The 15,061-nt window shown below is 58.8% G+C and carries 15 protein-coding genes and 1 riboswitch; of the genes, 7 read left to right on the top strand and 8 right to left on the bottom strand.

The annotated features are described in order from the left end of the window. Positions 1-75 precede the first annotated feature (75 nt). The 3 genes from AACY18_RS05750 to ahcY all read right to left on the bottom strand — a co-directional run bounded on the left by AACY18_RS05750 (position 76) and on the right by ahcY (position 3,473). The gene (locus AACY18_RS05750) at positions 76-888 is read right to left on the bottom strand and encodes a substrate-binding periplasmic protein (protein ID WP_339464491.1); all 813 of its coding nucleotides are present in this window, start codon (positions 886-888) and stop codon (positions 76-78) included. Positions 889-1,057: 169 nt separating this feature from the next. Further along, positions 1,058-1,903: a methylenetetrahydrofolate reductase [NAD(P)H] gene (metF, locus tag AACY18_RS05745; protein WP_339430316.1), complete on the bottom strand. Its 846-nt coding sequence runs from the start codon at positions 1,901-1,903 to the stop codon at positions 1,058-1,060. A gap of 160 nt (positions 1,904-2,063) precedes the next feature. Continuing rightward, on the bottom strand, positions 2,064-3,473 hold the full coding sequence (gene ahcY, locus AACY18_RS05740; RefSeq protein WP_221732352.1) for an adenosylhomocysteinase: 1,410 nt from the start codon (positions 3,471-3,473) through the stop codon (positions 2,064-2,066). A 23-nt stretch (positions 3,474-3,496) separates the two neighbouring features. After that, a riboswitch (S-adenosyl-L-homocysteine riboswitch) is annotated at positions 3,497-3,595 on the bottom strand. A gap of 197 nt (positions 3,596-3,792) precedes the next feature. Between ahcY and AACY18_RS05735 the strand changes: the two genes are divergently transcribed. Together AACY18_RS05735 and AACY18_RS05730 are read left to right on the top strand one after the other, a co-directional pair. Then, the gene (locus AACY18_RS05735; protein WP_221732351.1) at positions 3,793-4,200 is read left to right on the top strand and encodes an acyl-CoA thioesterase; all 408 of its coding nucleotides are present in this window, start codon (positions 3,793-3,795) and stop codon (positions 4,198-4,200) included. A 162-nt stretch (positions 4,201-4,362) separates the two neighbouring features. Beyond that, entirely contained in the window at positions 4,363-5,244 is an 882-nt protein-coding gene (locus tag AACY18_RS05730) for a formate/nitrite transporter family protein (protein WP_339430315.1), read from the top strand. A gap of 11 nt (positions 5,245-5,255) precedes the next feature. Here AACY18_RS05730 and AACY18_RS05725 read toward each other — a convergent pair whose 3' ends face one another. After that, positions 5,256-6,116 (bottom strand): LysR substrate-binding domain-containing protein, encoded by an 861-nt coding sequence (locus AACY18_RS05725; RefSeq protein WP_339430314.1) that lies wholly within the window; start codon positions 6,114-6,116, stop codon positions 5,256-5,258. Between the two features lie 111 nt (positions 6,117-6,227). On the opposite strand from AACY18_RS05725, the gene AACY18_RS05720 reads away from it, so the two are divergent. Both AACY18_RS05720 and AACY18_RS05715 read left to right on the top strand, forming a co-directional pair. Further along, positions 6,228-6,641, top strand: a complete 414-nt coding sequence (locus tag AACY18_RS05720) for a VOC family protein (protein WP_339430313.1) — start codon at positions 6,228-6,230, stop codon at positions 6,639-6,641. Between the two features lie 58 nt (positions 6,642-6,699). Then, a complete protein-coding gene (locus AACY18_RS05715; RefSeq protein ID WP_339464490.1) occupies positions 6,700-7,983 on the top strand; it encodes an amidase in 1,284 nt (427 codons plus the stop codon). Positions 7,984-8,066: 83 nt separating this feature from the next. Here AACY18_RS05715 and AACY18_RS05710 read toward each other — a convergent pair whose 3' ends face one another. Continuing rightward, entirely contained in the window at positions 8,067-9,329 is a 1,263-nt protein-coding gene (locus tag AACY18_RS05710) for a cation:proton antiporter (protein ID WP_339430311.1), read from the bottom strand. Between the two features lie 272 nt (positions 9,330-9,601). On the opposite strand from AACY18_RS05710, the gene AACY18_RS05705 reads away from it, so the two are divergent. Together AACY18_RS05705 and AACY18_RS05700 are read left to right on the top strand one after the other, a co-directional pair. Beyond that, the gene (locus AACY18_RS05705) at positions 9,602-10,435 is read left to right on the top strand and encodes an EamA family transporter (protein WP_339464489.1); all 834 of its coding nucleotides are present in this window, start codon (positions 9,602-9,604) and stop codon (positions 10,433-10,435) included. Between the two features lie 38 nt (positions 10,436-10,473). Then, positions 10,474-10,857, top strand: a complete 384-nt coding sequence (locus AACY18_RS05700; RefSeq protein WP_339430309.1) for an MAPEG family protein — start codon at positions 10,474-10,476, stop codon at positions 10,855-10,857. Between the two features lie 98 nt (positions 10,858-10,955). Here AACY18_RS05700 and mltA read toward each other — a convergent pair whose 3' ends face one another. Next, a complete protein-coding gene (gene mltA / locus AACY18_RS05695; RefSeq protein WP_339430308.1) occupies positions 10,956-12,140 on the bottom strand; it encodes a murein transglycosylase A in 1,185 nt (394 codons plus the stop codon). A gap of 128 nt (positions 12,141-12,268) precedes the next feature. Here mltA and AACY18_RS05690 point away from each other — a divergent pair, with 128 nt between their 5' ends. Next, positions 12,269-12,718 carry a c-type cytochrome gene (locus tag AACY18_RS05690; protein WP_339464488.1) on the top strand — a complete coding sequence of 150 codons (450 nt, stop codon included), beginning with the start codon at positions 12,269-12,271 and terminating at the stop codon, positions 12,716-12,718. 62 nt (positions 12,719-12,780) lie between these two features. Here the strand turns inward: AACY18_RS05690 and AACY18_RS05685 are convergent, their stop codons facing one another. Then, positions 12,781-13,176, bottom strand: a complete 396-nt coding sequence (locus AACY18_RS05685) for a DUF1090 domain-containing protein (RefSeq protein WP_339430306.1) — start codon at positions 13,174-13,176, stop codon at positions 12,781-12,783. 97 nt (positions 13,177-13,273) lie between these two features. Next, positions 13,274-14,950, bottom strand: a complete 1,677-nt coding sequence (gene ligB, locus AACY18_RS05680) for an NAD-dependent DNA ligase LigB (RefSeq protein WP_339464487.1) — start codon at positions 14,948-14,950, stop codon at positions 13,274-13,276. Positions 14,951-15,061 lie beyond the last annotated feature (111 nt).

The following is a 15,061-nucleotide window of genomic DNA, read 5'->3' as shown; positions in this document are numbered from 1 at the left end:
CGGGTCGAGAGGCCTGTTACGGTTCCGGGCGTCCGGGCGTGAGCCTGGCGGGAACGCCGGAGTATAACAGAGCAATCACTGCGCGCTGCTTTCCTGCTGCTCAACGGTTTTGCGGCTGGCCGAAGCAGAGCCCAACGGCGGCTCCTCGACAGGTGCCGCGCCATAGCGTGCGCTGAGTACGGCATAGGCCGGTTCTCGCTTGAACCGTTTGAGTTCTGCGCCGAAACGCTGCACCAGCAAATCCATCCCGGCATTGCGCCGAACCGCCAGAAACTGGCTCTGGCGGCTAATAACGGCAGGATTTTCACTGATCTGATCGCGCAGATTCAGCTCATCGAGCAAATGCTGGCCGACGCGGCGATCAGTGATCAACAAGTCGATACGACCGCGTACCAGCTTGCCGAAGTTGGCTTCGTGGGTGGGGGCCGGCTCACGGGTAAACAATGTTGATTCGCTGAAGTCGGGACTGTAGAGGTAGCCCGGCGAGGTGCCAATGGTCAGGCCCTTGAGTTGTTCGAGTTGGCTGAAAGGGTGCGGCCGGTCGTTGGCATAGAACATCACGAACTCGACGTCCGACAGCGGTTCGCTGGGATAGAGCAGGGTGGCGTCGCGCTCGTCGCTGTGAAAGATGTCCAGTGCGCCGTCGGCCTGGCCGGTTTCCAGCATCGACAGGCAACGCTTCCAGGGCAGGAATTGCCATTCGACTTCAATGCCCAGGCGCTTGAACACGATGGCCGTGGTTTCGAAGTCCAGCCCGAGTTTCTTGCCGTTCTCCTCGTACACGTACGGCGCCCATGGCTCGGTGACAATACGCAACTTCTCGCCTCGAGCGGCGAAGCTCAGGCAAGCAAAAACCAGCACTGCGAATAACTGCGTGATCAAAGGCATGGCCTGAGATTACGACGAGAAACACGAAAGAGCCAGAAAGTGCCTGCACAAGCTCTGTTTCGGGCCTTTAAAAGCAAAAGATCGCAGCCTTCGACAGCTTTTGAGAGCTGTCGAAGGCTGCGATCTCTTGATCTTGCTTTGCGGCTTTAGCGTGAAGCTTGCAACTGCTTCAACGCGGCAACTTCAGGTTATTCCAGATCGCCAGGCTAGGTTCGGCCTGGTTCATGGAATAGAAGTGCAGCCCCGGTGCGCCGCCCTGCAACAGGCGTTCGCACATCTCGCTGACGACGTGTTCGCCGAAGCGCTGAATGCTCTGGCTGTCATCGCCGTAGGCTTCCAGTTGCTTGCGGATCCAGCGCGGAATTTCCGCACCGCAGGCATCGGAGAAGCGCGCCAGTTTGCTGTAGTTGGTGATCGGCATGATCCCTGGAACCACCGGAATATCCACGCCCAGCGCCTGCAAACGGTCGACGAAGTAGAAGTAGCTGTCGGCGTTGAAGAAGTACTGGGTGATCGCGCTGTCGGCACCGGCGCGGGCCTTGCGCACGAAGTTGGCGAGATCGTCTTCGTAGTTGCGCGCTTGCGGATGCATCTCCGGGTAAGCAGCCACTTCGATGTGGAAATGATCACCGGTTTCTTCACGAATGAATTCAACCAGCTCATTGGCGTGACGCAGCTCACCGCTGGTCATGCCCATGCCGGACGGCAGGTCACCACGCAGGGCAACGATGCGCTTGATGCCGGCAACCTTGTACTCGTTCAGCAGGCCGCGCAGGTCGTCCTTGCTGTCGCCGACGCACGACAGGTGCGGTGCGGCCGGTACTTTGACTTCGCTTTCCAGTTGCAGAACGGTGTTGAGGGTGCGATCACGGGTCGAACCACCAGCGCCATAGGTGCAGGAGAAGAAATCGGGATTGTACGTTGCCAACTGACGGGCAACGTTGAGCAGCTTTTCATGCCCAGCATCGGTCTTGGTCGGGAAGAACTCGAAGCTGTAGCGACGGTCTTGGGACATGGGAAATACCCTTGGAAACACGAAGCCTGTGAGGCTTGCGCCGCCCATGTGGGAGCAGGTTTGCTCGCCAAAGCAGTGGGTCAGGCAACATCTGTGTTGAATGATGTACCGCTTTGGCGAGCAAGCCCGCTCCCACAGGGAGAGCAGGCCGCCGCGTCAATCAGTAGCGGTAAGCGTGCGGCTTGAACGGGCCTTCGACGGTGACGCCGATGTAGTCAGCCTGTTGCTTGGTCAGTTGAGTGACCACGCCACCGAAGCCGCGAACCATTTCCAGGGCCACTTCTTCGTCGAGTTTCTTCGGCAGGACTTCAACGGTCAGGCGCTCGGCTTTCTGGGCTGGCGACAGGTCGGCGTACTTCTGGCCGAACAGGAAGATCTGTGCCAGAACCTGGTTGGCGAACGAACCGTCCATGATGCGGCTCGGGTGACCGGTGGCGTTGCCCAGGTTCACCAGACGACCTTCGGCCAGCAGGATCAGGTAGTCGTCGTTCTGTGCGTCGAAAGCGCCCGAACCGGTACGGTGGATCTTGTGTACCTGTGGCTTCACTTCTTCCCATGCCCAGTTCTTGCGCATGAAAGCAGTGTCGATTTCGTTGTCGAAGTGACCGATGTTGCAGACAACAGCGCGCTTCTTCAGAGCTTTGAGCATGTTGGCGTCGCAAACGTTGACGTTACCGGTGGTGGTCACGATCAGGTCGATCTTGCCCAGCAGCGCTTTGTCGATGCTGGCTTCGGTGCCGTCGTTGATGCCGTCGATGAACGGCGAAACCAGCTCGAAACCGTCCATGCAGGCTTGCATGGCGCAGATCGGGTCAACTTCGGAGACCTTGACGATCATGCCTTCCTGACGCAGGGACTGGGCCGAGCCCTTGCCCACGTCACCGTAACCGATGACCAGCGCTTGCTTGCCGGACAGCAGGTGGTCGGTACCGCGCTTGATCGCGTCGTTCAGGCTGTGACGGCAGCCGTACTTGTTGTCGTTCTTGGACTTGGTCACCGAGTCGTTGACGTTGATGGCCGGGATTTTCAGCTCGCCCTTGGCCAGCATGTCCAGCAGACGGTGTACGCCGGTGGTGGTTTCTTCGGTCACGCCGTGAACGCGATCCAGAACCTGCGGGTACTTGTCGTGCAGCAGTTGAGTCAGGTCGCCGCCGTCGTCGAGGATCATGTTGGCGTCCCATGGCTGGCCATCCTTCAGGATGGTCTGCTCCAGGCACCACTCGTACTCTTCTTCAGTTTCGCCTTTCCAGGCGAAAACCGGGATGCCGGCCGCAGCGATAGCGGCAGCGGCCTGATCCTGAGTCGAGAAGATGTTGCACGACGACCAGCGTACTTCGGCACCCAGGGCAACCAGGGTTTCGATCAGCACGGCAGTCTGAATGGTCATGTGGATGCAGCCGAGGATCTTGGCGCCTTTCAACGGCTGTTCGCCGGAGTATTTGCGACGCAGCCCCATCAGGGCTGGCATTTCCGATTCGGCGATGATGGTTTCGCGACGGCCCCAGGCAGCCAGGGACATGTCGGCCACTTTGTAATCGTTAAAATCTGCAGGCGTGATAACAGCGCTCATGAAGAGCCTCCATTCGTAATGTATGCGAATGGGCGCCGTTGTGCGTTTAGTGTCTGGCCTGAGCCAGTCAACGCCCCATCCGAGCCTGACAGGTTGAACCTGCTGCAGCGCCCCTCGGACAGGTGGCGGGAAAACGGTAGCAAGTGAACGTTACCGTTTTGAAACGGGGGCGATTATAGCTGTCTAGACTGATCTTCCAAAGGCTTTCTGTCGGCCAAATGAAGATCGCCAATGGCGACCATAGTCGAAGGCTCATGGAGCATGACCGATCAGTCTGCCAAGATGGCGCCCATCTTTCGGCAAATGCTCAGGAGTGAACATGAATTTCCACACCCGCAAATGGGTAAAACCCGAAGACCTCAACCCCAACGGCACGCTGTTCGGCGGCAGCCTGTTGCGCTGGATCGACGAAGAAGCGGCGATTTACGCCATCGTCCAGTTGGGCAATCAGCGCGTGGTGACCAAGTACATCTCCGAAATCAACTTTGTCAGCGCCTCGCGTCAGGGCGACATCATTGAGCTGGGCATCACCGCCACCGAGTTCGGCCGCACCTCGATCACGCTCACGTGCGAAGTGCGCAACAAGATCAGCCGCAAGAGCATTCTCACCGTCGAGAAAATGGTCTTTGTGAACCTGGGGGAAGACGGCTTGCCGGCCCCGCATGGGCGGACCGAGATCAAGTACGTCAAAGACCAGTTCAAGGACGATGAACGGGTCACTCCGTAACATCGGCAGCGAGCAAGTCACGCTCCCGCAGTTTCAGCGCAGCCCCTGTGGGAGCGGGCTTGCCCGCGAGGGCGGTGTGGCAGGCGGCGAAGATTTTCCCGCCTACTGAACAGCCATGAGCGCCGGAGGTCGTAGCTAAAAGCCCCCACCGGTTCCGACGCTATGACAACCCCTACAGACGGCAAGACCCCTGACCTCTCGGCCAAAGAGCAAGACGATGTCAAGGAAAGCCAACCGCCCCGTGCGGCGGTGCTGCACGAAATCATTCGCTCCCAAGGTGATCATGAACTGGAGCGCAGCATCGCTGCGTTGTGGTGGTCGGCGCTGGCCGCCGGGCTGACCATGGGGTTGTCGCTCATGGCCATGGGCTTGCTCAACTCTCGCCTGCCCGACGGTGAAGCGTTCAAGGTGATTGCCAGCTTCGGCTACTGCGCCGGCTTCCTCGCGGTCATTCTCGCCCGCCAGCAACTGTTCACCGAAAACACCCTGACTGCCGTGTTGCCGGTGATGAGCAAACCCTCCCTGGCCAACTTTGCTCGTCTGATCCGCCTGTGGACAGTGGTGTTGGTCGGCAACTTGTGCGGCACCATTCTGGTGGCTTACGGAATGCTGGAACTGCCGATTTTCGATAACAACACGGACCTGGCCTTTCTCGAAATCGGTCGCAAGGTCATGGAAAACCAGCCAAGCCAGATGTTTGCCAAAGGCATCGTATCCGGCTGGATGATCGCCACCATGGTCTGGATGATTCCGTCCATGGAGAGCGCGAAGATCTGGATCATCATCCTCATCACTTACCTCATGGCGCTCGGCGATTTCACCCATATCGTGGTGGGTTCGGCAGAAGTGTCGTATCTGGTGTTTGCCGGCGAGTTGCCGTGGAGTGATTTCTGGATGGTGTTCGCAGGGCCGACGCTGGCCGGGAACATCATTGGCGGTAGCTTCATCTTCGCGCTGATCAGTCATGCGCAAATCCGTAGCGAAAGCCGGCCAGTGAAATCCGCCGCCCCTGACGACGCTTATGGCAAATCGAAGAAGGATTGAGTGCGGTCAGGCTAGGCGGTTGAAAGTGCCTTGCACAAAGCGCTCATCATGTTCGGCCGGTCAGTCTGAACATAGCTGATCAGCGCGATCTCTCGGTCATACCGATCATTGCCAACCCGGCTCACGGCACATTTATGGCCCCATTGTTCAAAGCCCGACCAATAAGGCACGAGGCTCACGCCAAGACCTCCAGTCACGAGCATGGCGATGGTCTCCAATGCATCCAGATCTACCAACGGCGTCGGTATCAATCCATGGTCCGCCAAATAATGTTCGGCATGCCGCCCACCCCACGAATCAGGATCGTAGCGGATGTACGGTTGGGTCATCAGTTGGGTCGGGATGCTATCGGCGCACTCTTGCTTCGACAGAAACACCAGAGGTTCCTTGCGTAGCGATACCGCCTGCAGGGCTTTAGGCAACTCAAACGGCGGAACGACGAGGATCGCAGCGTCCACTTCTCCCGAAAGAAGCGCTTGATACAACGACCGCGATGTTCCGGGCACGATGACCGGCGTGAGCCCCGGCGCCAACTCGGTCAGTGCTCGCAATGCCCCGGGTAGCAGCCCCGTGAGAACAGTAGAAACAGCGCCTATTCTCAACTGCCCGGTAAGCCCCCGCACGTCAGCATCTGCGGCCAGTAATTCGATTTCGCGAACGATGCGTTTAGCTCTGGGCAATAAACCAAGGCAGGCTTGACTCGGCTTGGCTGCGTGCCCGACGCGAGATAGCAGCTCAAAACCGAGTTGCCGTTCGAGCACGAGCACTCGCTGGCTGATCGCCGCTGCCGTCAACCCTTCGATGCGTGCGGCATGTGCTATGGAGCCTGATTCCACGACGGCGATGAGGCTCTTCAAGTAACGCGTATCCATAAGAAATACTTTCGATATCGAAAAAATTACATGCTATCTCTTTTGATATAAATCGCACAGTCTTCAAGTCGCCAGTTATTTCCGTCTTCCGGCGACCTTCAGGAGCTACCTATGCAGTCTATTTTTCATGTTGCTATTCACGTCAGCGATCTGGAACTTTCCCGCCAGTTCTATGGTGAGTTGCTGGGATGTGAGGAAGGTCGTAGCACCGATACCTGGGTCGATTTCAATTTTTTCGGGCATCAATTGTCGTTGCATTTGGGAGAGCCCTTTAGGGTAACTAACACAGGGAAAGTAGGTGAGCACGACGTACCGATGCCCCATCTTGGCGTGATACTCGAGATGTCGGACTGGATTGTTTTAAAAGACCGTTTGATCAAAGGCCGAGTGAATTTTGTTCTGCCCCCCAGCATTCGTTTTCCAGGAGAGCCTGGTGAGCAAGCAACCATGTTTTTTCTGGATCCCGCCGCAAATCCTATCGAGATAAAAGGCTTCACTGACTTGCAGTCAGTTTTTGCCGCTTGAAGTTTCCATGTAGTGCACTCCCATCAAGTGCTTTTCGAAGGGAAGCCCAAGGAGCGATATGCAAACTTTTAATAACGCAGACGCCACTGCCATTTCGCACATGGTGCGTTCTGGTGTCGTGAGCGCAGAAACGGTCGCCGAGCACTTTCTTGAATGTGTCGAATCGCAAGAGCGAAGCATAAATGCGTTTGTGTCCTTCGACCCGGACAAGGTGCGCAGTCAAGCTTGCCAATTAAAAAACAGCGATGCGAAAGGCCTCCTGGCGGGTGTGCCCGTGGGGGTCAAAGACATCTTTGACACCCTGGATCATCCCACCCGTTTTTACTCCCCCATCTATGAGGACAACCGGCCTTCGCGTGACGCTCATGTCGTCGCGCTTCTGCGCCAGGCCGGAGCCGTCATCATGGGCAAGACCCATACCACCGAATTCGCTTACATGCATACCGGTCCAACCCGCAACCCACATGATCTTGACAGAACTCCAGGAAGTTCAAGTGCCGGTTCGGCAGCGGGAATGGCGGCAGGCTTTTTTCCAATCGCATTGGGCTCACAGACAGCCGGATCATTGATCAAGCCAGCATCCTATTGCGCACTGTATGCGTTCAAACCTTCGTATGGGTTGATTTCTCTAGAGGGGGTCAAACCCTTGGCGCCGAGCTTCGATACGGTGGGTTGGTATGGCCGCTCCGTGCGTGATCTGGAACTGATGGCTCAAGTCTTGATCCCCGGTTTGGCCAAGGGTGTTAATGATCGTCGTTTATGTAAGTTCGGCTTCTGTCGTACCGCCCGTTGGGATCAGGTCGACGAGGATGTGGCGCAATCACTGGACGCTGCTGTTGAAGAACTGAGATCGGCGGGACATCAAGTGAGCGAGGTGTTGCTGCCTGAGGAGTTTGCTGCGGTATTTGATGACCATCTGCTGATAAACGATTGCGAGGGCGCTCGTTCATTGGCCAAAGAACTGCAAGCGCATCCTGACAAACTAAGTGAAGAATTATTGGCCATGATCGAGCGCGCCAGTCTGACGACGTGGGAGCAAGAGTCAGCGGCAAAGAAGCGTTTGGCAACGTTGGCCACGGTGTTGGAACCGATATTCGAGCCTTTCGATGCCGTCCTGGGGGCAAGTTGTGGCATCGTCGCTCCGATGGGCCTGGGCGCTACCGGACCTTCCGATTTCAGCAAATTCTGGATGGCGTTTGGCTTGCCTCAAATTAACCTCCCTCTGGTTCGCGATATCGGGGCGTTACCCGCAGGGCTTCAAATGATTGGAAGTTTTAGAGGCGACAGCATTCTGTTACACGCTGCCGAGCAGGTTGATGCGGTGCTGAGAGCTGCTGGTTAATACGTGGGCGCTGTGGCATCTGCTCGGGATGCTGAGCAGGCCGTCGCAGAGCGAGTGCTCTGCGAAGGTGCCTGATTGAGCTGTCAGTGTGCTGAATCGGCAGCGCTGACGTTCTGTGCACGGGTCACCCCGCGAACGACGCGGCCAATGGTCAGGCCCTGAAGCAGGATCGATGACAGCACCACGATGTAGGTGATGCTCAGCAGCAGATCACGCTCTTGCCCCAGTGGCAGCGACAGCGCCAGGGCCACCGAGACCCCGCCGCGCAACCCGCCCCACGTCAGCACGCGGATGGTACCGCGTGGCACGGTGCGCCAGCGCCGCAACAGCAGGATCGCTGGGGCCACGGTGAGCAAGCGCGACAGCAGGATCGCCACCGCCAGCAAGCTCGCCGCTGCTACGTGCAACCAGTTGAACGGCAGCAACAACAGCTCCATGCCGATCAGCGCGAACAGCAGGGCGTTGAGCATGTCATCGAGCAACTCCCAGAAGCCGTCGAGGTATTTGCGCGTCATGTCGTTCATCGCCAGGTTGCGGCCCAGGTTGCCGATGATCAGTCCGGCAACCACCATCGCAATCGGTGCCGAAACATGCAACTCACTGGCCATCGCCGAGCCGCCGATCACCAGTGCCAAGGTCAGCATCACTTCGATCTGGTGCTGCTCGATGCTCTTGATCATCAGATAGACCAGATAACCGATCAGCCCACCGAACAGCACGCCGCCGATGGCTTCGTGAGCGAACAGCATGGCCGTGGCGCTGACGGTCGGGGTTTCGCCGAGTTGGGCAATGCCCAGCAGCACGGTAAACACCACGACGGCGGTACCGTCGTTGAACAGCGACTCGCCGACGATGGTGGTTTTCAGTGGTTTTGAGGCATTGGCGGTACGCAATACACCGAGCACCGCGATCGGGTCGGTGGGCGAAATCAGCGCACCGAACAACAGGCAGTAGAGGAAACTCACGTGCCAGCCGAACAGCGCGAAAATATAGTAGGCAAGGCTGCCGATCAGCGTGGTAGCGATCAAGACACCAACGGTTGCCAACAGGCCGATAGGCCAGCGATAGCTGCGCAGGTCATTCAGATTGACGTGCAAGGCGCCGGCGAACAGCAGGAACGACAGCATCCAGTTCATCAGCAAATCGCCGAAGTCGATCTGGCCGATCAGTTGCTGCACACGCTCTTCGAGGCCGGGATAGCCGAGCACGCTGAGACCCTGTAGCAGCAAGGAAAACATCAGTGCGGTCACCATCACGCCGATGGTCGGCGGCAGGCCGATGAAGCGGAAGTTGACGAAGGTGAGCAGGGTGGTGAGGCAGATGAAAGCGGCTACGAGCTCGAGCATCCGGGGTCCTTGGGATGAGGTGTGGAAAGACAGCGCACCGATTCTTCAGTGCAAGGGTTGGATGGGCTGAATCAGGCTGGGGACACAGTGAGGTGTGATCCGATGAAGAGACCTTCACCCCGGCCCTCTCCCGGAGGGAAAGGAGCCGGTGCTGTTTATCAGTGTGCAATGGAGTGCGGCGTGATCGCTTGCGGTATAAGCAGTTGCTGATATATCACGCATCCATAACCTGACTGACGGGTGCAGGGTCAACCACAAAAAAGGAGTGGGGTGTGCTGGCGACGGCTCTGGTGTTGATAGCGGCGCTGCTGCATGCGGCGTGGAATACCCTGATCAAATTCAGCGCCGAGCGGCTGCTGGTGGTGGCGTGCATGGACAGCGTGGCGCTGTTGTTTGTCGCTGTCGCGTTGCCCTTTGTGAGCTTGCCTCCCGCAGACATCTGGCCGTGGATTCTGGCTTCGGCAGCTTTTGAACTGCTGTATCGCTATCTGCTGATTCAGGCGTATCGGGTCGGCGACCTCGGGCTGGTCTATCCGCTGATGCGTGGTTTGTCGCCGCTGGTGGTGCTGGCGCTGACGCTGATCTTTGCCGGTGAGGAACTCAGCACTCAGCAGATATTCGGCATCATGCTGATTCCGTTCGGGATGGCATGCCTGCTGTGGCAGGGCGGCGGCGGTAAACATTTACCGTGGTCGATGCTGCCCGTGGTGGCGCTTATCGGCCTGTGCATTGGTTGCTACACCTACATCGATGGTCAAGCGTTGCGGCGCTGGTCGCATCCGCTGGATTACCTGGTCTGGGTCACGCTGCTCAGCGCCTGGCCATTTCCCTTGCTGGCGTGGGCCTCCAAGCGCTCGGCGTTCATACAGTTCTGGCGTGAGCAATGGAAGTTGGGGCTGGCGGTCGGGTTCTGCGTGTTGTTCAGCTACGCTCTGGTGCTGTGGGCGATGCAATTGGGCTCGATTGCCGAGGCAGCGGCGTTGCGCGAGATCAGCGTGATCCTGGTGGTGCTGTTCGGCATGCGTTATCTGAAAGAACCTTTCGGTCGGCCGCGGCTCTTAGCCTGTGGGCTGGTGCTGATCGGCATGCTGGTCATGAAGTTCTGACCGCCCGCAAACCCTATCACTCGAAAAAGGATGGCGTTATGACGGTGGCTTTATGGTGTGTGTTGATTGCGATCTTTTTGCCGTATGTGTGCACGATTGTGGCCAAGGTCTCGGGCGGTTTCAGGCTGAGCGACAATCATGATCCCCGGGATTTTCTCGACAGCGTCGGTGGCGTAGCCCGGCGGGCGCATGCGGCGCAGATGAACAGCTTTGAGGTGATGCCGGCGTTTGCGGCGGCGGTGATCGTTGCGCATCTGGTGGGCACGGCGCAGTTGGTGACGGTCAATGTGCTGGCGGTGCTGTTTATCACCAGTCGCCTGCTTTACATCATCTGCTATCTGGCGGACTGGGCGATTTTGCGGTCGCTGGTGTGGTTTGTCGGGATGGGATTGATTGCTTCGTTCTTCTTTGTGTCGATCTGATTCTGGGGTGTGGCTACTGGCTCTTCGCGAGCAGGCCCGCACCCACGGGGATGTATTCCAACTGTGGGAGCGGGCTTGCTCGCGAAAGCGCGAGTAACCTAAGGTTTGTTTTTGGCTGTGTCTGCCACCTGCGGCACTTGTGGCAACGCGACACCTTTGGGCCAGAGCATCCAGATCTGCCCCTGCTGCTTCATGTCCCCGGCCAGTTGCCCGGCTGCATCGCCAGTGCCCCAGAACAGATCTGCACGAACTTCGCCGGCAATCGCGCCGCCGGTATCCTGCGCCGCCACTGGCCGCACCAAAGCCGTGCCGTCCGGACGGGTGGTCGACAGCCACAACAGGCTGCCCAACGGAATGACCTTGCGATCTACCGCCGCGCTATAACCGGCCGTCAGTGGCACGTTCAACGACCCGCGCGGGCCTTCATTGCTGTCCGGGTTGCGCGTGAAGAACACGTAGCTCGGGTTGCTGGCCAGCAGTTCCGGGATGCGCGAAGGGTTGGCCTTGGCCCAGTTGCTGATCGCACCCATGGTGACGTCTTCTTTCTTCAACTCGCCTTGCTCGACCAGCCAGCGGCCGATTGGTCGGTACGGGTGACCGTTCTGGTCGGCGTAGGCGATACGCAGTTGTTTGCCGTCCGCCGTCTGTATCCGCCCGGAACCCTGGATCTGCAGGAATTGCAGATTCATCGGGTCGGTGAGGTAAGCCACCACGGGTGCTTTCACGCCTTTGGATTCGATGGTTGCGGCATCGTCATACGGCTTGAGCACCCGGCCTTCGAGGCGACCGCGCAGACGCTTGCCCTTGAGCTCAGGATAAATGCTGTCGAGGGAGACGATGATCATGTCCTCCGGTACGCCGTACACCGGCACATTGGCCGTTTCGGTTGGCGTCAGGCTGCCGGGGTAGACCGGTTCGTAGTAACCGGTGATCAAGCCGTTGGGGTTGTCGTTCTCGGCGCGCAAGCCGAACACGTCGAGGTTCTGCTTGAGGAACGCGCGGATCTCCTTGGCGCTCTGCGAAACATTGGTCGCCGCTGCGCAGGTGGCGCCCCAGACCGGATCTGCCTTGAGTCGGGTGCAAGCGCTGCGCCACGAACCGAAACCGGCCACCAGATCGCTGTCGGACACGGCCGGCAATGCTTCCCACGTTGCGCTGGAGTAAGTGGCCAAGGCGTGGGTTTTCGGTTTGGCGTCGTCGCCGCCGGTACAACCAGCCAGCATTGCCAGCAGCGCAAGCGTTGCGATCAGCGGGTGACGCCAGGCTTTTAAACGGCTGTTCATGGAGTGATTCCTGTGCTGGCTGCCCGAGAGCTCCATGCGCTCAAGCAATCCGTATTTTTAATAGGGCTATTGGTGTTTGTCGGTGAGGCGAGGATACTGGCCGCCGAATTCCGTGACCTGAAGCCACCATGACTCTTAAAAGAATTTCTGTTGTATTGCTGGCCTGTCTGACCTTGTCCGCCTGCGGCGGTGTCGATCCGAATTCCCCGCTGGGTCAACGCAAAGCGATCTTCAAACAAATGCTCAAGACCAGTGAAAACCTGGGCGGCATGTTGCGTGGGCGCGTTCCGTTCGACGGACCGAAGTTCGCCGAAGGTGCCGTCAAGCTCGATGCGTTGTCCCATGAGCCCTGGAAGCATTTCCCGCAAGTTCGCGAAGAAGATCACACCAGCGCCAAGGACGATGTCTGGCAGAACCAGGCCCGTTTTCAGGAAATGGCCCGTACCCTTGAAGCGGCGACCGGTGAGCTGGTGATCGCCAGCCAGGTTCAGCCCTACAAGGCCAGTAACCTGGGGCCTGCGGTACAGAAAGTTGAAGATGCCTGCAGCGCTTGCCATAAAAAGTTTCGGGATCATTGATCTTTGTAGCCTGACGTCATCGCGGGCATGCTCGCGATGACGTCAGGCAGCTTGCCGGCTTCTTATTTATCGATTTCGTCCAGCGCTTCCTGCAATGCCTTGCGCGCCTCGGCCAGTTTGTCTTTGCGTTTGTTGATCTTCTCGGGATCGCCTTTCTTCATGGCTTTGTCCAGATCCGCCTGGCGCTTGCTGACGTCGTGTTTGGCATCGAGCACCTTGTTTTCGCGCTCTTTCTTCAGGCCGGCGTCGGTGCAATGTTCGGTGACTTCGCGCAGCGCCGTTTCCAGCCCTGTCTGCTGATCGGCATTGCCGCGCGACTTGGCCTGCTCGATCTGGTTCATGATGCCTTGCTTCTTGGCTGCGCAGCCGGTCAGGCCTGGAGCGTCTTCAGCGGCCATCACGGGGGCGGCCATCACACCGCAGAGGGTGAGCAGGGCGAGCGGTGCAAGAAATTTCATAAGAGCTCCATGTGCAAGGGCAATCGGGTCGGTTGGGCACTGCGCTGTTGGAGCGCCTCGGTGGCCGTTGGGTTCCCGGCGCGCCGGGTTTGCATGTTCAGAAACCGTCGATTCCGGCGGCGTGTAAGGTTTCGCTCAGTGCCTGCACCTGCGGTTCGCGGAAGAATGCGCTCAACTGCGCTGCGCGATCGGGGCCGATGCCGGGCTCTGCCTGCCATTGTGCGGTGTCGCGTTGTGCCAGCGCCTGCCATGAGTCGGCCAGTTGTGCCTGGCCGGTGGGCGGTAAGCCCAGCGCTTTGAGCCATCGTGCAAACGGTTGTTGCCGTGCACTGCGAAAACTGTCCATCAGGCGCACGCTGCTGCGTTCGCCAAAGCCGGCAATGTTAGCAAGCTCTGGCTCGTCGAGGGTCAACCAATCCAGCAGGTTGTTCAGACGGCCTGTTTCCAGAAGTTTCTCCCAGGTGCCTCGGCCGACCTGCGACATGGCCAGCCCCTGTTTGCCACTGAGCCACGTCAGGCGGGCGAGAAACTGGGTTTCGCAGCCCGCTGTCGGTTGCCAACAGCTGAGTGCGTGAAATTCGCTGGAGTCGGGGATGTAAATGTCTGCGCGTTCGGTCGTGCGCAGCACAACACGGTCGAGGCGCGGAATCGTCAGCCCGGCGAGACTGATTGCCACCTGATCGCCGGGGCGAATGTCCAGTTCCTGCCAGCGTTTCAGAGAGCTGGCGCTGACCCGTTTGATCTCCCGGTCGTCGAGCATGACGGGTGTCAGTTCGAGTACGGGGGTGATGCGCCCGGTGCGGCCGATGTTGAAGTTGACCTTGCGCACGTCGGCCAACGCCTGAGCGAACGGATACTTCCAGGCGATGGCCCAGTAGGGTGCACGCGCCTGCCAGCGCTCGGCGGACGGCTGCTGGCTTTGGCGCAGAACGACGCCATCGGTGGCAAACGGCAGGGGCGAGCGGTACCAGTGATCGCGCCACTTCTGCGCGTCTGCGAGGTGGGCGACGGGATGGCTGTATCGCTCGGTCGAGGCGAAACCCAATGTCGCCAGGGTGGATGTTCGTTCGGCCAGATCCAAAGGCCCTTGCGGCCAGTCCCAGACGAACAGTCCGATCCCGGCGGCTTGCTCCGAACTCAGGGCTTTGCGGCCCATCAGTCCGGCGACGATTGCGCGGGCGTTGACGCTGCCGGCGCGTGCTTGCACATGCTCGCTCAGTCGCCAATAGAGTTCGCCTTGCACGAGCAAATCCAGCGGTTGCTTGAGTTGTTGGGGAATGGCGCCGATCTTGCGCGCCGATGCGGTCCAGTCCTGCCCGCTGATGCCGTCTCCCCGACTGATCGCCTGGTGCAAACGTCCGCCGCGATACATCAGCGTCACTGCAACGCCATCGACCTTGGGCTGTACCCAGACATCCTTGCGATCCCGAAGCCAGGCCTCAACGGCTTCGGCTTTATGAAGTTTGTCCAGGCCGGTATGGGCGACGGGGTGCGCCACTGTGCCAGAGGCTGTGCGCAAAGGCGCGGCAGTCAATGGCAAGTTGAAGCACTGGCGCCAATCGCTTAGTCGCAAGCGTGATTGGTCGTAGAGTTCGTCGGCAATCAATGAGCGGCCTTGGCGGTGATAGGCGTCGTCCCATTGGTCGATCTGGTTTTGCAGGGTAGTGATTTCGCGTTGGGCTTGGGCCGGAGGCCAGTTCGGGCATTCGGCTTGGGCGTTGAAGCTGTGGAGCGTCAGCAGAAAAGTCATCAACAGGCGCAGTGTGGCAAACATCGTGAGCGTCCTTGCTCAAGGGGAGTGCTTGAAGGCTAGGCGAGGATTCCAGATTGGGTGTGTGGGGTGTTTTGCGGGGTGTTTCTGATCGGGAATTGATGTCGCCTGTTC

The sequence above is a fragment of the Pseudomonas sp. EA_65y_Pfl2_P74 genome (assembly GCF_963970575.1).
Taxonomy (GTDB): Bacteria; Pseudomonadota; Gammaproteobacteria; order Pseudomonadales; family Pseudomonadaceae; genus Aquipseudomonas; species Aquipseudomonas baetica_A.
Note: the sequence above shows the minus strand (reverse complement) of the source record. Positions and strands in the feature narration are given on the sequence as shown.